At 37.7% G+C, this 19,513-nt stretch carries 15 protein-coding genes; 7 read left to right on the top strand and 8 right to left on the bottom strand.

Annotated features, from left to right (window positions below; genetic code table 11):
* Positions 1 to 4: 4 nt before the first annotated feature.
* The 3 genes from JF53_RS12100 to dacB form a co-directional block, all read right to left on the bottom strand.
* Positions 5 to 2,161, bottom strand: a complete 2,157-nt coding sequence (locus JF53_RS12100) for a type IA DNA topoisomerase (RefSeq protein ID WP_047982196.1) — start codon at positions 2,159 to 2,161, stop codon at positions 5 to 7.
* Positions 2,162 to 2,321: 160 nt separating this feature from the next.
* On the bottom strand, positions 2,322 to 3,179 hold the full coding sequence (locus JF53_RS12095; protein WP_047982197.1) for a manganese catalase family protein: 858 nt from the start codon (positions 3,177 to 3,179) through the stop codon (positions 2,322 to 2,324).
* A gap of 138 nt (positions 3,180 to 3,317) precedes the next feature.
* On the bottom strand, positions 3,318 to 4,700 hold the full coding sequence (dacB, locus tag JF53_RS12090) for a D-alanyl-D-alanine carboxypeptidase/D-alanyl-D-alanine endopeptidase (RefSeq protein ID WP_236686946.1): 1,383 nt from the start codon (positions 4,698 to 4,700) through the stop codon (positions 3,318 to 3,320).
* 218 nt (positions 4,701 to 4,918) lie between these two features.
* Between dacB and JF53_RS12085 the strand changes: the two genes are divergently transcribed.
* Entirely contained in the window at positions 4,919 to 6,193 is a 1,275-nt protein-coding gene (locus JF53_RS12085; RefSeq protein ID WP_047982198.1) for a tetratricopeptide repeat protein, read from the top strand.
* A gap of 7 nt (positions 6,194 to 6,200) precedes the next feature.
* The gene (locus JF53_RS17505; protein WP_157052508.1) at positions 6,201 to 6,341 is read left to right on the top strand and encodes a hypothetical protein; all 141 of its coding nucleotides are present in this window, start codon (positions 6,201 to 6,203) and stop codon (positions 6,339 to 6,341) included.
* Between the two features lie 209 nt (positions 6,342 to 6,550).
* On the opposite strand, the gene abc-f is transcribed toward JF53_RS17505, so the two are convergent.
* Together abc-f and JF53_RS12075 are read right to left on the bottom strand one after the other, a co-directional pair.
* Positions 6,551 to 8,128 (bottom strand): ribosomal protection-like ABC-F family protein, encoded by a 1,578-nt coding sequence (gene abc-f, locus JF53_RS12080; protein WP_047982199.1) that lies wholly within the window; start codon positions 8,126 to 8,128, stop codon positions 6,551 to 6,553.
* A 330-nt stretch (positions 8,129 to 8,458) separates the two neighbouring features.
* Positions 8,459 to 10,198, bottom strand: coding sequence for a methyl-accepting chemotaxis protein (locus tag JF53_RS12075; RefSeq protein WP_047982200.1), 1,740 nt, complete (start codon positions 10,196 to 10,198; stop codon positions 8,459 to 8,461).
* 395 nt (positions 10,199 to 10,593) lie between these two features.
* Between JF53_RS12075 and JF53_RS12070 the strand changes: the two genes are divergently transcribed.
* Together JF53_RS12070 and JF53_RS12065 are read left to right on the top strand one after the other, a co-directional pair.
* Entirely contained in the window at positions 10,594 to 12,189 is a 1,596-nt protein-coding gene (locus tag JF53_RS12070) for an amidohydrolase (RefSeq protein WP_047982201.1), read from the top strand.
* 167 nt (positions 12,190 to 12,356) lie between these two features.
* Positions 12,357 to 13,607: a DNA polymerase IV gene (locus tag JF53_RS12065; RefSeq protein ID WP_047982202.1), complete on the top strand. Its 1,251-nt coding sequence runs from the start codon at positions 12,357 to 12,359 to the stop codon at positions 13,605 to 13,607.
* 82 nt (positions 13,608 to 13,689) lie between these two features.
* On the opposite strand, the gene coaW is transcribed toward JF53_RS12065, so the two are convergent.
* Positions 13,690 to 14,493 (bottom strand): type II pantothenate kinase, encoded by an 804-nt coding sequence (gene coaW / locus JF53_RS12060; protein WP_047982203.1) that lies wholly within the window; start codon positions 14,491 to 14,493, stop codon positions 13,690 to 13,692.
* 94 nt (positions 14,494 to 14,587) lie between these two features.
* Positions 14,588 to 15,340 carry a WxL domain-containing protein gene (locus tag JF53_RS12055; RefSeq protein ID WP_047982204.1) on the bottom strand — a complete coding sequence of 251 codons (753 nt, stop codon included), beginning with the start codon at positions 15,338 to 15,340 and terminating at the stop codon, positions 14,588 to 14,590.
* A 100-nt stretch (positions 15,341 to 15,440) separates the two neighbouring features.
* Between JF53_RS12055 and JF53_RS12050 the strand changes: the two genes are divergently transcribed.
* Positions 15,441 to 16,463 carry a DUF916 domain-containing protein gene (locus tag JF53_RS12050; RefSeq protein WP_047982205.1) on the top strand — a complete coding sequence of 341 codons (1,023 nt, stop codon included), beginning with the start codon at positions 15,441 to 15,443 and terminating at the stop codon, positions 16,461 to 16,463.
* Positions 16,464 to 16,557: 94 nt separating this feature from the next.
* Here the strand turns inward: JF53_RS12050 and JF53_RS12045 are convergent, their stop codons facing one another.
* Positions 16,558 to 17,769, bottom strand: a complete 1,212-nt coding sequence (locus JF53_RS12045; RefSeq protein WP_047982206.1) for a S8 family peptidase — start codon at positions 17,767 to 17,769, stop codon at positions 16,558 to 16,560.
* 251 nt (positions 17,770 to 18,020) lie between these two features.
* Between JF53_RS12045 and JF53_RS12040 the strand changes: the two genes are divergently transcribed.
* A complete protein-coding gene (locus JF53_RS12040; RefSeq protein WP_053071999.1) occupies positions 18,021 to 18,866 on the top strand; it encodes an alpha/beta fold hydrolase in 846 nt (281 codons plus the stop codon).
* Between the two features lie 129 nt (positions 18,867 to 18,995).
* Positions 18,996 to 19,454: an Hsp20/alpha crystallin family protein gene (locus JF53_RS12035; RefSeq protein ID WP_047982207.1), complete on the top strand. Its 459-nt coding sequence runs from the start codon at positions 18,996 to 18,998 to the stop codon at positions 19,452 to 19,454.
* Positions 19,455 to 19,513: the final 59 nt, after the last annotated feature.

The raw sequence follows: 19,513 nt of genomic DNA, 5'->3' as shown, positions 1-19,513 counted from the left end.
ACTTTTATTCAAATTCCATCTTCCAAGAATAATACTCGTTATCTGGATTTTTTTCATAACTAAGATAGGCGTTAAATTTCTTTCCTTGCTTACTGGTCAATCCTTTTACATATGCTTTTTTATTTTTCAATAAGCTTTTCACCATAGTTTTTGTAGGTTTTTTCTTTAAGGCACCTAGATATTTATCGTTTTTCCAGATGACAAATTTACAGCCCTGCTTCCAATTACTACAGCCAAATCCCTTTCTGCCCTCTATGATATTCCCACCACATACAGGACATGTTCCTAATGGTTCATTAGACTGCGTAACACTAGATGAACTCTGTACTTCTTGAATAGTAATTGCGTTATCCGCTTTTATTTGTTCAACAGATTCATTCGTAAACAGGAACACCGTTTGTAAAAATCCCTGTTTATTGACAGTACCTTTCTGAATATCAGCTAAGGATTTTTCTAATCGGCCGGTAAATTCAAGGTCAAAAAGAGATTTTACCGGGAAGGTTTCAACAAGTCTCATGCCAAGCTCTGTACAAGCTAAATTTTTCCCTAGGGATGTTATATAACCGACATCCTTCAGCTTCTTAATAGTTTCTGCCCTAGTGGCCGGGGTGCCTATACTATAACCGGTTAAAATACTGCCTACTACGTCTTCATCATCCTCTTTTACACTTTTTCCACAAGTTTCCATGACGCGAAGAAGTGTTTTTTCGGTATGAGCTTTCGGCGGCTTCGTGACATGTGTTGTAACCTCTGCCTGTGTCACTTTAACTTGTTCGTTTTGCTGAACAATCGGTAATAGCTTGTCTTTTGAAGAAATCTTCTCTACCTTCTTCCACCCTTCCACAAGCTGCACCTTGCCTTTAGATTCAAATTTCCCGTTGATACGTTCATCCATTATTTTGGTAATCAGTCTTGTCTCTTCGAACTCTGCAATCGGCATAAACTGCATAATAAAACGGTTTTTAATCGCATCATAAACGATTTGTTCGTCAGGGCTTAATCGTTTGGGCTTTACATATGTAGGAATAATCGCACTGTGACTCTCTACCTTTGCATTGTTAAATATCCGTTTTGTTTTCATAAATTTGATTTCATCTCGGTATGGCAAATCTTCAGATAGCGTCGTTAAAACCTTCGCCGTCTTACCAACTAGACTTTCCTCAAGAGCTGTACTAGACGTTCTTGGATAGGTAATAAACTTTTTCTCATAAAGTGATTGTGCAACCTTTAAAACCTTGTCAGAAGTCCACCCTTTAAACTTACTCGTAATATGTCCTTGTAAATTAGATAGATTAAACAAGAACGGTGGAAATTCCTTTTTCTTTTCCACTTTCTTATCCGCTACAATTGCTTCCTTTTGTTGAATCAATTCTAGTAAACTTTCTAATGACACTTTATTTTTAAACTTATCCTCTGAATCTTCTACATATGTACCTTCGTATGTCTCCTGTTTTGTTGTTTGAAACGTCGCAATCAATTTAAAATAATCCTCTGGTACAAAGTTTGCTATTTCTTTATCCCGATCATAGATAATTTTCAGAGTTGGTAGCAGGACTCGTCCAATATTTAGTACTTTCCCTCTTCCCTTTTGATATTTCAAAGTGGCAACCGAGGTTAAATTGATTCCAATCACCCAATCAGCCCACTGTCTACTAACACCAGCATCCTGTAAAGGTCGTAATTCCTCATTTGGCCTCAAGGAATCCAATCCTTTAAGTACCTCATCCTTGGTCCATTCGTTCAATAACAGCCGGTAAACAGGTTGATTTGGTTTTGCCCGGTAAATAATACTATCGCCGATTAATTGTCCTTCACGGTCATAATCACAAGCTGAAATAATAGCCTCAACATCCTGCCTTTTCATTAGGCTATGAATAATAGCCAACTGCTTCTTAGCACCTTGATCAGCCCATTGTCTATTCTTCGGATTACTTTTGACCTTATATTCAAACTTTGTCGGAATAAACGGGAAATTATCCATATTCCATCTAGCCATTTTATTGTCATAATCCTTAGCATCGAATAACTGTAATAAATGACCAAACGCCCATGTAATGAGATAGTTTCCCCCCTCTAAATAGCCATCTTTCTTCCCTTTTATGCCAAGAGCATCAGCAATGTTTTTAGCCACAGAGGGTTTTTCTGCAATAATTAATTTCAATTGGACACCTACTTTCAAGAAAAAGTTTTCAGAAGGAAAAAATCGATTGTATTGATCGAAGTGGGGAAAAGGAGAAATGAACAGAGTGACTCTATTATACTATAAGACGGTTAAATTGAGAAACTGTCTCAGCAACAGAGCCAAGACAGTTACTAGTTAATTAGATTGTATCAGGATCCGGTAAATCATCTGACTTACGAAGTGCTTCTGGCGGAGTATTGAAGATATAAGGTGGCGCCGGTTTTAGCTGCGGTGCTTTAGCAAAAGCAACCGGACGATTAACATAGTTGAACACACCTAGACCGTCCATGCTTGTGCCATGTGCCCATCGACCCTTTGCACTTTCATCACCTTTTGAATAATTAAATAGTGTATAAGCAACTTCTTGCTTTTCAAGGCTACGCGGGAATGTGCTCGGTACGACTATATTTTCTTTTTCCTCTAGTTCACGAATTGCAGCATACCATTGGTTTTGATGCATCGTATCTCTAGCAATCAACCACGATAGCATATCTTGCACACCACGGTCATTTGTTTGTTCATAGAGTCGGGCAACTTGTAATCTACCTTGAGACTCTGCGGTTAAGTTATGTCGGAAATCCGCAAGTAAATTTCCACTTGCAATAATGTAGTTTGCTGTCCAGCGATTACCGTTACTATCGGCTGGCATTGCACCTAATCCCGATACAATTGTATGCTGTGGATTGGAACCCCCAATAATGGCAGCAACAACTGGATGAATAGAATCATCTAACTCTAAATCTGGTGTCCCATCTAACAATCTCGCAATCATAGTAGCTAACATTTCAATATGAGCTAACTCTTCTGCACCTGTATCCATTAACAAGTCTTTGTATTTTCCATCGCCTCTTACATTCCAACCTTGAAATAAATACTGTAATGCAACAGATATTTCACCGAATTGCCCACCAAGAACTTCTTGTAATTTCCTCGCAAATACAGGATCAGGTCTATCTGGTTTTGCGCGATATTGTAGTTCCTTTACATGATAAAACAACAGCCTCACTCCTTCTGATCAATAGGTAAAATAACCACTCCCTAAATAGATATTCATCATCCATTATTCGGTGACCAGTAACAGAGCCCATTTGCTATTCCATAGTAAACAAAGAAAGTAAAACTTCAAACGAAAAGGTTACTTTTTTTCTTCAATGATAAAGGTTAATAACCGATCAATAATAGCCGGTCCCTCCTCTTCATCCAGTAAATTATTTAACATAACTGAGAAAATTAAATCCTCACCCAATGTTGTTGTTAAATATCCGGACAATGTACTTACTCCCATTATCGTACCTGTTTTTGCTTGAACAGAATATCCTATTAACCTATCACGTAATGTACCTCCTACTAGGCGGTCAGTAGAACCCGCTTCTGGAAGAGATTGATAGAAGATAGGAAACCATTCATTTTCTTGAATCAAGTATAGGAAGTTCGATAACTCATTTGGTGGTATTAAATTAACATGTGAGATACCAGACCCATCGCGGATAACTAGTTTCGCAGTATCCATCCCCATTTCTCTTAATTGTACGTCCAATACCTCTAATCCAGCTTCCCAGCTTCCTATTCCTTTTATTTTTTTCCCTAGTTCTTTTACCAATATCTCTCCATGACCATTGTTACTAAGCTTCATAAATGGATGGCAAAGTTCTGCTAATGGTATGGAATAATGAGTATGTAGTAAAGTTGCTGCTTTAGGAGTTAATCCAGTAGTAATAATTCCAGCATGCTCCACTCCATGCTTCACTAAAGATTGATAAAACAAATCCAAAGCATAATTTGTTGGTTCCCATACTGCAACCCATTCCCTTACGTCTTCAGCATTAATTGGAATTGATCCCTCAATTTGAATAAGATTTTGACCATGTATTCGATTTATCTGTAATTCTTCTGGTTGTTCTACCATAATCGAGTGAATCGTTATGGCTTGATTGATTACTTGTACATAATTTGTACTCGGAGTAATTTTCACTATAGGTTTTTCTTGAACAGCTTCCCCTGGTGAAATATCTAGTATAATAGACCCTGAATCAAAATCCTCATTAGGAGAGGCCGTTAAGGCAGATACTTGTGCACCATAATAGTAGGTTTCATCACTCCAATTTAAATCCTTCGATAAGCGGATACCATCATACCACGAATCATCCCCTATAATATTTCCTGTAATTTCGTTAATGCCTAGTTCCCTTATTTTTCTAGCAAACTGATCGAATTGATCTGGTAGCAATGTGGGATCCCCTTTGCCTTTCAAAAGCAAGTTACCAATCAACTTTTGATTGACAATTTCCCCGTCCATCCATAACTCCGTTTGAAACGTGTAGTCCTTACCTAGCACAGAGAGAGCTACTGCACAGGTCAAAAGCTTCATATTTGATGCTGGGTGTAAACGTATATCACCCAAATGCTCATAGATTAACTCACCAGTTTTTCTCGAACGAATACTTATACCAGCAAGTGCTCCATTTAACTTCGGTTCCTCTTTTAATAGAATCTCAAATCGCCGCCAAATGTCCTCCACAATTGCTCCTCCTCGAATTTTATTTCTTAAAATGTATTGTAAAAATCCTTTTGTCATTACTAAAATCTCATAATCAACCTAGATTCTAGGAAAACTTTCCTAAAACACGACAAAAATGAGCATTTTTTTACAGATTTACACCTTTTATTGAATATTATAATTATTGTCTAGTTTTCCAACTTGATTTTGATTATAATGAAAACCATGGAGGGGAAAACATGGGGATTGATCTTGGACAAGCAATTAGAATTAATCGATTACGATTAAATATGACACAAACCGAACTAGCAAGCGGAATTATTTCGGTATCTTATTTATCAAAAATAGAAAACGGCACTGCCGAACCACCAAAAGAAATTGTTGAACTACTTGGGGAGAAATTAAAACTAGATCCACTGAAGCCAGATAACACGATAAATGACCAGTATGTATTGCGATGGTTTTATCACATTATGCAAGCAAACGTTGACGAGTCAATTAGACTTTATAATAAACTAAAGCATAATTTAACGACTGCAATTGATAAAAAGCTCCTTTCTCTTATTGAAATACATAAGTTACATTATTTTAATCTTATCAGCGATAAAACCGAGGCTGAAAAATTAGCACTATCTCTGCAAAAAAGCTCCAATCGTTTTACCGAAACCGAAAAATACTATTATCTAAAATTTCTTGGAAACTACCATTACACACAGCTAAACTACAGAAAAGCTTTGGAATGTTATCAAGAAGCTGAAAAATATAGTAAGTCCGATATATTTCATCAATTAGAGGAAATATATAGCCTATATTATCTGATTGGTTCAGCGGCGAGTAAATGTATGGAACCTCATTTATGCATACTTTATACTATTCGTGCACTTGATTATTACCAAAAGAATTATAACTTAAAAAAATGCGCCGATTGTCATATTCTTTTAGGGATTTCGTACAGGAGACTGAATGATTTAGAAAAAGCAACAGAATGTTATCAGTATGCTATACGTCTTGTTGAAAAAAACGAAAATAAAGAGCAACTAATATTATGCTACCAAAATTTAGGGAATGTATATTCAAGCAGTGGAAAATCACTGGAAGCTATCAATTATTTTTTAAAAAATTACGAGCTACGTATCGATAGTTCTTTACAAAGTAAATTAATACCAATATCAAGTCTTATGAAGGAATACTACAAACTTAATGATATGGAAAATGCAAAGGTGTGGTTAGATTTAGGTTTTAATTTATCTAAAAATCTTGATCCATCAGAATCCATTTTTGTATATGAATTTCAAGTTTACCAGTACTTAATCAATGGCATTAATAATTCCTTTGAATCATTAATCATTGACCATATTATACCTTTCTTTAGGGAGAAGCAATTATACTACCAAGAAGCAACTTATATTAAAATTCTATCCGATTATTATTTCGATAACAGAAAGTACAAACTAGCTGCAACCTATTACCAAATGCTAGTAAATGATACAAAGTATCATACTGAAAGGGGGTGAATGAACTATGAAAAGATTTATTGTTTGTATGCTGTTTTCATGTGTAATTATGTTTACAGGATTCTCAACAACTGTTTTAGCTTCTAGTACAGATGGGTTAATTTCTCCTTTTAACGAGGAGCATCCAGACCCTTGGACTAAAAAGTAAGGTTTTTCCTGTACGCCTTTTTCTTGCCTACTCCTCGCAAAGCAGTATTCGCCTGCTTTCACTACCATCCACAGGTTTTCTTCTAGATATCACTCCAAGATAAAGGGCAAGAAATTCAACCCATTTAAAAAACTAGTTTTCGTGGAAGCCCGTGCATGCAAGGCATCCATACATATCAATTAGCAATGGAAAAGGAAAGCTATAGATATCTATAGCTTTCCTTTTCCTATTAATTCTTTCTTTTTCTTCAACAATTCTTGAAATTCTTTTTCCAATTCAGGATCTGGATTAATACTTAGTCTACTTAACACATCAGTTAATCTAGTTTCAATGACCATTAATGACTGTTTTAACTCATCTAAGGATTGCGGTTCAAAATTACGATAAGCATGATAATCCCCATCAAATAATTCCATCTTTTGATTCTGTAAAGTAATAACTTTAGTTGCTATATGTTCAATAAATCTCCGATCATGTGAGACAAAAATTACAGTACCCTTGTACTCCTTTAAGAGTAATTCCAATGCTTCCATCGCTATAATATCCAAAAAATTAGTAGGCTCATCTAAAACAATGGTATTAATATCACTTAAGAAAATCTTTGCAAAGGCAACCTTCACTCGTTCTCCACCACTTAAAACATGGACTGGTTTATTGACGTCATCCTTATAGAAGTGCAACCTTGCTAAAACCGTGCGAATTAAGGAAATTTCTTGTGATGATGAATGACTAACGTTTTCCAGGATTGATTTATTTATCGATAATACATCCAAATTCTGGCTAAAATACCCCATCTTTACTGCTGGAGAAATGGTTATTCCCTTTTCCTGTGATATTAATTTTCGAATAAACGTTGTTTTACCGGTACCGTTATTACCAATAATCGCAACTTTATCGCCAGCATGAATTTGGAAAGAGGTTTTGTTCCAAAGTAATCGACTTCCAATACTTCCTTGTAGATCCTCTACTCGAATGATTGGCTTGTTTCCAAGCAGCTCCTCATTTATCACATTCATATTTAATGGTGGCTCTTCTTTTACTTTATCTACCTTTTCTAACTTATCAATTCTAGTTTTGATTGCGTTAGCAGTTGTTTCAAGCTTCTTTTGTTTTTTTGCGAAATATGGCTTAGAGCCCATTTGATTTGCATCTGAATCATTCCTTTTATTTGGGTTTTTAGTTGCTCTAGCTGCTTTTTTCTTCTTCAACTCTAATGCTTGCTCAAGCTGCCGCTTTTTAGATACATACTTCTTATAGTCATTCTCTTGCTTTTCGATTTCTTGTTTCTTTTGCTGTTGATAGCTAGTGTAATTCCCTTTATATTCGGTTACCTTAGAGTCTTTTACCTCCCAAATAATGTTACAAAGAGCATCTAAAAAAGCACGATCATGGGACACAATAACAACTGCACCGTTCCAGCGCTTTAAATGATTCTCTAACTTTTCAATATGCTGTTGGTCGAGATTCGTCGTCGGCTCATCGGCAAATAAGATATCCGATTTATTGGCAATAGCCTCGTTAATGTACGTTTGCGTTACTTCTCCACCACTTTGCGTTGTATCTGTCGTTTTTAATTGTGGTAGCAGCTCTACACTTGCTTCTGTTTTGATTGTGCCGTGAAATCCTGTTTCATGATTCGTTAATATATTGATTAACGATGTTTTACCACTGCCATTCTTTCCTACAACTCCAATTACATCCCCTTTTTGAATCTGTAGGTGTTCCGTGTTTATAATTTCTTTTCCATTTATTTCAAAAACAATCTGTTGTGCCTCTAATAAAATCATGTTATCACCCCGTTTTTTGGTACAAAAAAACTCCCTACCACAAAGAATAGGAAGTCATTGCTATGCCAAATAAACTTAATAAATAGTGTTTACTCGTGCAGATCCTAATCCTATTCTTCGTGTGTACGAATTAATTGCACGCCAAATAAAGGATAGTCACCTTCATTAACATACAATTATTCAAATCACAATTAAAAATAGGATTAATTTAACATCTGCCCAAGTAACACCCTTTCCGACTTTTATTAGGTTCACTATAAATCAGTACACTTTTTATGTCAATATAAAAAAATAGATCTGCTAAAAAATAGCATGATCTATTTTTCCATATTATAGCTTAAATTGTCTGATTAACGAATTTAGTTCTTCAGCTAATTTAGCAAGTTCCTCAGAGCTTGCAGTCATCTCTTCCATCGAACTACTTGTTTGTTGAGAAGATGCAGACGTCTGCTCAATTCCAGCAGCTGACTCCTCAGAAATAGCTGCGATTTCCTCAACGGAAGTACCCATTTCGTTGGTAGTGGCAGCAATTTCAATTAAATTATCTTTTACAACTTTAATATTTTCGACCATATCGGTAACGGCTTTACTAATATCGGTAAACGTCTCACTCGTTGTGATAATTTGCTTCGTACCTTGTTGTACTTCTTGATAACCTTCTTCTAATGACTGAGTAACCGAGCTTGTTTCGGATTGGATTTTTTTCACAATCCCTGTAATATCGGTAACCGATACGGATACTTGCTCTGACAATCTTCTTACTTCATCTGCAACAACCGCAAATCCTTTTCCATGCTCACCAGCACGTGCTGCTTCAATAGCAGCGTTTAACGCTAGTAAATTGGTTTGATCAGCAATATCTTGAATAACAGAAACTAGTTGCGAGATGGCTTTTGAATTTTCATCTAGACCTTGTACTTTGGATACAGCCTCTTGTACGATATGGTCAATTCGCGTCATTTGTTCACCAGATGCTTGCATCAAATGTGTTCCCTGTCCTGTTAAGTCCAGTACAGATTCTGAGGATTGTTGAATTCGTTCCCCATTTACATTTGCCTCTTGAACCTTGGAAGAAAAACTATGCATTGTATGTGCTAAGTTACTTGCACTATCTGCTTGTTTTTCAGAACCTGCTGCAAGCTCCTGCATTGTACTCGCAATCTGGTCTGCCCCTGCTCGTACCTCATTAGCAGATTGTGTTAGTGCTTCACTCTGACCGGTAACCGTATGAGATACCGTTGATACTTGTTTTATAATGGTTGTTAAATACGTACTCATTTTACTAATCGAAGCAGCTAACTGCCCAATTTCATCATTACCTTCATAATCGACCTTCGTAGCAGTTAAGTCACCTTCTGCAATTTGATTACTTACTTGGACTACCTTTTTAAGGTTGCGTGAAATCACACGACTAATTAGGACCACCAAGATAACACTGATGATAATCGAAACCCAAATAGACACGACTAATGACACAAATGTTTCCTGTTGTGCATCTTTTGCACTACTAATGGCATCTTCCCTCTCAGCATTCACGGTAACAACTAATTCATCTAATAAACTTACCGATTCTTCTCGAAGTTCGTTCGATTGTTCCACAAACGATTCCGCAGAAGTTAAATTATTGTTCTCAATTGCTGATACTATGTAATTTGTAAAAATTCGGTACATTTCTTGATTATTCGAAGAAATTTGTTGGAAAATTTCCTTCTGTTCTTCCGTTTTTAGGTGAATCCGAACATCACTTGCAAGTTCATTGTATTGGACTTGATTCGCTGTAAATTCTTCTACAAAGCTAGGATCTTGTTCCTGAAAATAGGAAATAACGAAAACACTCATATTACGGGTTAAGGATCCCATCTCCGAAATGTTCATTGCAATGTCACTCTTGATTTCAAGTTCGTCAATACCCTCTCCAATTTCCATAATTGAAGTAGATACTTTATAGGATGTTACAATAAATAATAAAAGAACAATAGCTAATGTGATCCCATATTTCCAACCAATTTTAATATCTCGTAATTTAACTTTCTTCAACTTAATTTTTTTGAATCGAAACTTTCTAGCCATTCTTTAGCCCCCCAGTATCAATTGCTCTAGTAATTCCATTTACGAATAGCCATGATATATATGTACTATAGAAAAGGAAATTTTTTATATTTACAGACTGTACTAAAATTAATAATAATCGATGAATCGTCAAATTACAACAAATCTCGCAAAAATAACAATTATAAAAACTCAAGGAATTTACTGCTCTATTTACTGGCATGAATTCTTTCTAATTTACTTCTCCTATGAATCCCGGTAAATGAAACTTCGTCAAGCTCTTATTGACGAACTCAGGCTGGATTAGTATGATTAATTAAAATTTTGTGATTCGCTTTATTTGACACTTTATTCTTCCATCATTGAACGTACATAAAACATAATTGAACCAAATTCATTATTAAGGAGAATGCTCCGTGAGAAAAATCTATACAAATGCAAACTTTTATACATTCGACCCAAGTAAACCACTTGTTCAAGCCGTTGTAATTGAACATGGACGGTTTATTGATATGGGGCATGAAAGTGAAATGCTACTTCATTGGAAAAATCCTTCTACTAACGTTATTAACCTTAATGGATTAACGGTTACTCCTGGTTTAGTAGATAGTCACTTACATTTATCCTTAATCGCTAATCAGTTTATGAACCTTGATCTTATTGGCGTATCTTCAAAAAAAGAAATGCTAACAAGGATTCAGGAACGAGCAAGTAAGTTAACCCCCAATGAGTGGTTACTTGGTGGGGGCTGGGATGAGAACCTATTTACAGATGGTTTTATTCCTTCGATTGAAGAGCTCGATACTGTAGCCCCTGGAAATCCATTATTCTTAACAAGAATTTGTACACATGCTGCCATCGTGAATACGAAGGCACTTGAAAGATGTCATTATCATCCTACAATGTCTATTCCAGAAGGTGGAACCATTGTCTTACATGAGCAAACTAAAAAACCTACCGGACTTATCTTAGAATCCGCCTCGGAAATTTTCCAGCAGCATATACCAGAAAAGTCTTATGAAGAATTACTAAACGCCATGCGAGAGGCAGTTCACTTTGCTATGAAAAAAGGATTAACAAGTGTTCATACGAATGATCCACTTTTTCTAGGAGGACTCGAGCAAACGTATCGTATTTATGACACCCTTTTAAACCATGAAAAACTTGGGCTTCGTACTAATCTCTTAATCAATCATGATTTTATTGATGATTTAAGGGATGCTCGTATGTATGCTGGTTATGGTAACGATACCCTAACAATTGGTGCGATTAAGATTTTTGCGGATGGTGCTTTCGGCCGCCGAACTGCCCTTCTATCCGAGCCATACAGTGATGATCCTGAGAACTTTGGTGAAGCAATGTTAGATCAAGCAACACTTACCGACATCGTTCGAAAAGCACGAGAGCTTTCCATGCCGATTGCGGTCCATACGATTGGTGATCAAGCACTTGAAAATGTTTTGGATGTGCTGGACTTATTTCCAGCTGTTTCACATCGTGACAGAATTATTCACGCGCAATTACTTCGAAAGGAACTGATAAAGCGGTTAGCCATTCCGTCAAGAGTTGTTGATATTCAACCAAGATTTGTTGTTAGTGATTTCCCTTGGATTATCGAAAGGCTTGGCGACGATAGAGCGGAGCTTGCTTATGCTTGGAAGACACTCATGAATAATGGTGTCATTTGTACTGGTGGTTCAGATTCTCCAGTAGAACCTATTGACCCATTACTTGGTATTCATGCAGCAGTGACTAGAAAAACACCTGGTGATCATCACGCAGGCTGGAATCCGAAAGAAGTTTTATCAATACACGAGGCTTTTCGTTTGTTTACAGAGTTAACAGCATATGCGACTAATGAAGAGATTCTAAAAGGAACTATTTCTCGCGGAAAGCTCGCCGATATGACCGTTTTATCGAATAATCCATTTACAATGCAGCATCCCGATGAACTACTCGATACCGAAATCGAAATGACTATCATCGGTGGCGAAATTCATTATCATAAATAGCCATAGTAAGGAGCCTTGGACTAAGTAATTTTGTCAAGATAACATCCGCATTTGTGCGTCATACCCGCTTCGGGAATATTTCTTTTTTCTTGAATAAATTTCCATTGATAATCCCATTTAAACGGCATATAATAAGAACAAACGTTCTGTTTAGGTGGTGAAATCGCTTGGATTATTCTGCTTATCCGCGTCATGATGTGCTTTGTATTGACATGCGTTCCTTTTATGCCAGTGTGGAGGCAGTAAAACTCGAACTTGATCCGATGGAAACCATGCTTGCAGTGGTTGGGGATCCAAATAGATCTGGTAGTATTGTTTTAGCCGCTTCCCCAGCCCTAAAGCAGACATATGGCATCAGCAATGTCAGCCGTTTTTTTGAATTACCAAGTGATCCAACTATTCATATTGTTCCAGCTCACATGGCTGATTATTTGCAGGTCTCTGTTGAAATTACAAGACTAATTAATCAATACGTTCCAAAAGAAGCCATCCATCAATACTCCGTTGATGAGGTATGGGTTACATTAGATGGGATGAACACGCTGTTCGGTGACTACCTGGAAATCGCAAAACGAATCAAGCTAGATATTCTCGATAGCTTTGGCATCACTTGCTCGATTGGAATCGGCGACAATAAATTTTTAGCCAAAGTCGTGATGGATTTACACGCCAAAAAAGTCGGTATCGCAGAATGTCGATATGAAGATGTAGAAGAAAAGCTATGGCCATTTCCCGTTGAGAATATTTGGGGAATCGGCAGTCGCATGAAGCGTAATCTCAATCGAATGGGAATTATTACGCTCGGACAACTAGCTCGATTTAATTTAGATCATCTAAAAAAACGCTTTGGTGTCATGGGGGAACAACTCTACTGGCATGCATGGGGAATTGACTTGAGTCCTGTAATTGGTGACTTTGTAAAGCATGAGCAAAAAGGATTCGGACATGGCATTTCGCTTTTGCGTGATTATACAAAGGATGAAGTAGCTGTTTGTATATTAGATCTTTGTGAGGAAGTTTGTCGTAGAGCCCGTACTGCCGGAAAAATTGGGAAAACTATTCATCTTGGCATTGCCTATTCCAAAGAAACTGGCGGCGGTTTCTCTCGCTCCAGGTCCATTTCGATTCCAACCAATGTTACCATGGATATGTATCGTATTTGCATGCAGCTTTTTGCCGAATTTTATGATGGTCAAAGTACAATTCGTCATGTCTATGTTACCTTAGACAATTTAGCTGAAAAGCGCGAAACACAATTAAATTTATTCGAGGATCGTCCCAAGAAAACCGACATCGGTTATGTGATGGATGCTATTCGTGATAAATATGGCACAACCGCAATCCTCCGTGCCAGCAGCTATACCGATGCCGGCATTACATTAGACCGCAGCAAAAAAATTGGTGGACACTTTGCGTAACAAAAGCGCAAGACCCCGCTCAGTGACGCGAGCTAGACATCTTTGATACAAGAATAAAACCGGAACAAGTCTACTGTTCCGGTTAAACCATTAAAGCACCTATCGCCCCTGCATGGGAACCTTTTTCTAAAAAAATAGGTTCAAACGGCATTAACTTACGAGAATTACGTAAAATTGCTTGTAATGCTTTGTTATTAGTAACCGTACTACCAACGAACACAATTTTAGACACTTGCTTTTCCGATGCTAGTTGACCAGCAAGTAAAATAATCGTTTCTGCAATCAATTGCATGAGACTAGCGACATAATCATCCGTAGTAGCATGTTCGTTCAAATGTGCTTTTCCGAAATTAGCAGCAGTGAAATCCCCAAAGATGGGTGGTTCATCCGGTGCATATATATCACGTACTAATAAATCACTATTTCGATTATCACCTTTTTCAGCCATTAGGGTCAGCTCATGAAAATCCTGTTTTCCAGAAATCACTCTTCCTAGCCCCATTAATGTTCCACCCCCAATTCCAGTCCCTAAGACACGTTCATACGAATCCGGTGTAACATGGAAAAAAGAAGTTCCCGTACCAATATTCACTAACACAAAATCCTCATTGGTCAGACCTTTTTCTACGTGCAATAAATATCTGGCACCTAGAGTTGCTGCTTGAAATTCATCTATTAAGTGACATGTATTTCGGCTAATACGTTTAATGTGCCCAGCCTGCCCACCTGTTAAAATGAGCTCAGTTGAAGGCGCTTGAACCTGCAACCATTGAATAGCTTGGTCTATTTTATGGGTAGGAAATGTTTTAAGATGCAATTGTTTCTGCTCTTCATAAGCTACTTTAACCAAAGTACCTCCTGCATCAATTCCTATTTTCGAGACCATATTCTCCCCACCTTCTCTATGTATCGTCCCTTAAAAATACAATAAAAAAGAGAGTTGGGCAATGAAAACACACCCTAACTCCCGCACTTAAAACTTAAGGACCACTATTTATCTCGACTGATATTGTCGAGGTATATGTTCCGGAATAAGCACCCGCTGGAACTCGTAAGGAAAGCGAGTCTTCTAAAAAGGATACCGTATAGGATCCCATTCCTTGCCCCGATTCGGCCGAAATAATAGTCGATCCAGTACCATTATCAATGGTACCACTAGATGTTGTGATATCCCCAGCAGGCGAGGAACCAGCATCAGCAGTAGTTAAAGACGGTGCTGAAACAGTTAACGAACCTGCTGGAAGTGTATCACCATCTGCATTCGTAAATGGCGATGCCTTCATGACAACATTCCAGCCTGTACCAGATCCACGTGGGTCAGAAATATTAAAATCAGATATGCTAGCATGTGTATCTTGTGTAATACCGTTTAATACTACTGCATCAAAAACACCTACATCAAGCGTTGTCGCTTGTACCAATTCTCCACCTGTTATTCCAACAGTTGTCTCTGCGGCATACGCTTGATTACTTGCACCTGGAACTACTAAAGCTGTTCCTAGCATGGTAGCAACGACTACTCCAGCCATCATAACCTTTATTTTTTTGTATTTAACTTGCGGTAAATTTTTCTTTACATAATCCATGGAGGCTTTTTGAAGCTCTAAATCTTCTCGATTACCTAACTCATGCGAAAACTCCTCTAGGGCACTTGGTGATGTATCAAGATGAAGAAGTATTTCTGTATAGCCATTTTCCAAGTCACGGATTTCGTGTCCCTTAAATCGAACCATTATGTTTTTTCACACCTTTCATTTTAGTGGTGATAGTTTCCGTATATTTCATACTCTTTATTCGTATTGGAAACACTAATTCAAGAAAGGTGGTCATAAAATGCAAAAAATAATCAATCTTACACTGGTCACACTCGTCTTTATTTGTCTGCTCGGAGGTAGAGTAGCTGCCCAAGAAAATTCTATTCCATTACTAATAGAGCCGATCTATCCAGATAATCAGATTGGCGATGAGAAAGGATATTTCCACCTCCTTACAGAACCTGGCCAAGAAATTACAGTAGCGGTTGAATTAACCAATCAACTGGATACTGAACTACACGTAGAAATTGAGCCTGCGAATGCGTTTACGAATCCTTCAGGTGGAATGCTTTATGGCCAAACCATTGACTCAGACCAAACCATTCTATTAGAGGACGCCATTAAGCTAGCCCCACATATCGAGGTTGAATCCAATTTAACCTTACAACCTAATGAAACACGAGAGATTCCCGTTTCCATTACAGTACCTGATGCAGATACCGGAACTATTCTTGGTGGGATACGAATCATTACCGCAGGAAATCCGATTGAAAAATCAGAGGAAGCACAAGAAGACGAAGCAAATTTTATCTTGAATACCGAAATTGTAAACTCCATCGCCATACAGCTCGATTTACCTACAAAAACGGAACCAAATTACACTCTAGGAGATGTATCATTCAATCCTGATGGCCCTAGCGTTACGATAGAGATGACGAATGATGCACAACATATTCAAGAAGATGTAAGGGGAAATTATCAGATTAAAACGGTAAATGGAGAAGTTTTATTTGAAGGAACAATCAACCCTTTCAAAATGGCTCCAAAATCTCGGATACAATATCCAATTCTTTGGAATTATAAAACAATCGAAAGCGGTACTTATCATGCTAGCTTGGTCATGCAAGCCAACGATACCAAGTTAGAATTAGAGGAAGATTTTACGATTGGAGATGGGGCGATTCAAGATTATGTGGAACGGACGCAACCTATTGCCACACCAGAACCAGCTGAAAAAGGAATCCCTATTTGGTTATGGATTATTTTAGGCGTCATATTAGCTGGAGTAATGTACTGGCTAGGAAAAAGAAATAAGAAATAAGAAAAGAAGAAGCGCTTTTTTCCAAAACAGGATGGAAGGCTTCTTCTCTTTGACTCTTACGCAGAGAACTTATTCAACTCGAATTTCTACAGTATTAATATTGAACAGAATCATATACATTTATCAAACCATATCGTACATATGTGCCAACACCACTCATGTAATCCGCGGTATTTTGTATTGCTGCACGCACTTGTGCATTACTTTTTCCTTGGCCTTTAAGTAATGCTGCCTGACCTGCCACAAACGGCGAAGCCATCGATGTGCCAGACATGTATACGTAGCGATTGCTTGGATAGGTAGAAGCAATATCAACACCTGGAGCCATAACATCTACCCAAGTACCCCAATTAGAGAAGCTTGCCTTTCGATTATTAGATCCAACAGCACCAACTGCAATTACGTTTGCATAAGAAGCAGGCTCAAAAGTCGTACTAACTCCATCATTACCAGCCGCAGCAACTACTACTGCCCCTCTATTCCATGCATAGTTAACCGCATTCTCCAATGTTTGAGTAGCACAGTTGCAACCAAGTGATAGATTAATAACCTCTGCTCCACTGTCAGCAGCATAGGTAATTCCATCCGCAATATCCGCTAATGATCCATTACCACTGGCATCTAACACCCGAACAGCAAGAATTTTAGTATTCGGTGCCATCCCCGCAATACCGGTACCATTATTAGTTTCAGCAGCTGCAATACCAGCAACATGTGTACCGTGTCCGTTTTGGTCTAACGGGGTATTATCATTTTGGACGAAATCATAACCACGAATTACCTTTCCATCTAAATCAGGATGTGTATAATCTACTCCTGTATCTAGAACTGCAATCTCTTGGCTGGCGCTCCCTTTTGCTACATCCCAAGCAAGATCCGCATCCGTATTAAATAATCCATATTGATAGCTCGGGCTAAAGTACGTATCGTTTGGCGACCAAGCAGCACTTAAAATATAATTTGGTTCTGCATAGTCAATGGTTGGATTATTGTTCAAGGCTGTTATAACCTTCTCAACATCCTCAACCTCTAGTACCAAAAATGATGATTTAACAGCATCGACATCCTTTTTAACGTTTGCACCTACTTGGGCCAGGACAGTACTTTGAGCGGAAACGGAAGTATTGTCTTTAAATTTAACAATAACTTCTCCCTCCACCTGTTTCCCTTTCTCAACAGACTTACTCACTACCGATTCACCAGGACTTTTTGCTAACAACCCTTCCTCCTCAGCAGCAGACCCTACCACTGGAATTAATAGGATGAAAACTGCGCCAACCACCCCAGCTAACCACGTTTTCCTCATAAAACGCCTCCTCTCATTTGCTACTTTAAAATTTATATTTCGAGAAGCGTAAATTCATAATAAGCTCTAGCGCCTATAAAACTTGGGAAACATTAGTGGATATGTTATCGAAGAAGCAGGAGTGATTACCTATATTCACTAACTTGACTTGTCCTAATGTCCTATACGTATGGTGAATAAATTTACTTTTGAACCATGAATTAATAGTCTATACTGTATGATAAAAGCATTTCTTACATATGGTGGTGGTGATGATTTTAATCCACATGAATTATACAAAGACCTATTTAAACATAATGAACACATCGATTTACTGTGAACACGCATTACAAAAAGAGAAGCCACCATTATTCTTACTACACGGATTTGTGGCTTCCTCGTACACTTTCAATCGCCTAAAACCATTGCTTGCAAAGAACTTTTCTGTTATTGCAATCGACTTACCCGGTTTTGGTAAAAGTGAAAAATCAACGACCTTTACCTACTCATTTGATCAATATGCCAATCTTGTGCTGGCATGCTTTGATTATTTTCAACTTAAACGTGTTGCTATCGGGGGACATTCGATGGGTGGTCAAATTGCCCTTTATACGGCAAAAAAAGCTCCAGACAGAGTGACCAAGCTACTTCTTTTTGCTAGCTCTGGGTATCTTCCAGGTGCAAAGCCTTATTTAATTTACAGCTCATACCTTCCCTTTTTTCACTTGCTAGCAAAACGAAAAATAAATGCAGAAAGTGTCGTCAAGAATTTGCGCAACGTTTTTTATGATCATTCACTAATCACAGCGGATCAAATTGAGGAATACGGAAAACCATTGCAAGATAAAAACTTTCCAAAATCACTTATCAGGCTGTTACGTCATCGTGAGGGAGACCTTACAAGTAAAGAGCTTCAAACCATAAAGACACCTGCCTTATTACTATGGGGAGTTGCCGATAAAGTTGTTCCGCTTTCGATTGGAAAACGACTTGCAGCAGATTTACCACATGCAACGCTTATTTCGTATGACAAAACCGGTCATCTAATTACCGAGGAAAAACCAGAGGCATTATACCAACAGATACTAGCTTTCCTGACCGAAGAGGCTGGGACATAAGTAAAATGAGTCGGATTTTATCTAGCCATAATCACTTATGCCCTAGTCTCTTTCCATCATCGCCCACTACTTTTTTCCGAAATCTGCATACTCTGTTAATGACCGATAGCCATATAGGAGTGAGCACTTATGAGTTCAAGGAAAAACAGGCTTCCTAATCGATTTGATATTGATATGACCCCACTTCATGATTTCATGAAACAAATGGATTCCTTTTTTCATCATTCCTTTAAGCAAATGAACGAACAATTTCACCTAAATCCATTCTGGGTTGATGTAAAGGAAAATAATACACATTTTATTATTGAAGCAGACATAGCTGGATATGATAGGGATCAAGTCCAAATTGAAGTAATTGGAAATCGTTTGCGTATTGGTCTAGAGGAAAATGAAATCATTGATGAAAAAAATACTGAAACCAATTATCGCCACAGGAAGCAATTTTTTAACAGAAAAGAGCGTTTCATCACCCTCCCTTTTGAGATACCAAAGCAAGAAACAAAGGCGTCGTATCGTCAAAACACTTTATACATTACCATCCCTAAGCAAAATAGCACTAGATCGTTTATCGAAATTGAAGATTCCTAACGCTTTATAAAAAGGATTCGGCAACATATCTAGTCGAATCCTTTTCCATACATATATAC

This window comes from Ornithinibacillus contaminans (assembly GCF_001038425.2).
GTDB lineage: Bacteria > Bacillota > Bacilli > Bacillales > Amphibacillaceae > Ornithinibacillus > Ornithinibacillus contaminans.
Note: the sequence above shows the minus strand (reverse complement) of the source record. Positions and strands in the feature narration are given on the sequence as shown.

Bases quoted from the DNA above. Each gene is read 5' to 3' on its own strand.
- JF53_RS12085 (WP_047982198.1), top strand. From the start codon at position 4,919: ATGGGGATTGATCTTGGACAAGCAATTAGAATTAATCGATTACGATTA.
- JF53_RS17505 (WP_157052508.1), top strand. From the start codon at position 6,201: ATGAAAAGATTTATTGTTTGTATGCTGTTTTCATGTGTAATTATGTTT.
- abc-f (WP_047982199.1), bottom strand. From the start codon at position 8,128: ATGATTTTATTAGAGGCACAACAGATTGTTTTTGAAATAAATGGAAAA.
- JF53_RS12075 (WP_047982200.1), bottom strand. From the start codon at position 10,198: ATGGCTAGAAAGTTTCGATTCAAAAAAATTAAGTTGAAGAAAGTTAAA.
- coaW (WP_047982203.1), bottom strand. From the start codon at position 14,493: ATGGTCTCGAAAATAGGAATTGATGCAGGAGGTACTTTGGTTAAAGTA.
- JF53_RS12055 (WP_047982204.1), bottom strand. From the start codon at position 15,340: ATGGTTCGATTTAAGGGACACGAAATCCGTGACTTGGAAAATGGCTAT.
- JF53_RS12050 (WP_047982205.1), top strand. From the start codon at position 15,441: ATGCAAAAAATAATCAATCTTACACTGGTCACACTCGTCTTTATTTGT.
- JF53_RS12045 (WP_047982206.1), bottom strand. From the start codon at position 17,769: ATGAGGAAAACGTGGTTAGCTGGGGTGGTTGGCGCAGTTTTCATCCTA.
- JF53_RS12040 (WP_053071999.1), top strand. From the start codon at position 18,021: ATGATTTTAATCCACATGAATTATACAAAGACCTATTTAAACATAATG.
- JF53_RS12035 (WP_047982207.1), top strand. From the start codon at position 18,996: ATGAGTTCAAGGAAAAACAGGCTTCCTAATCGATTTGATATTGATATG.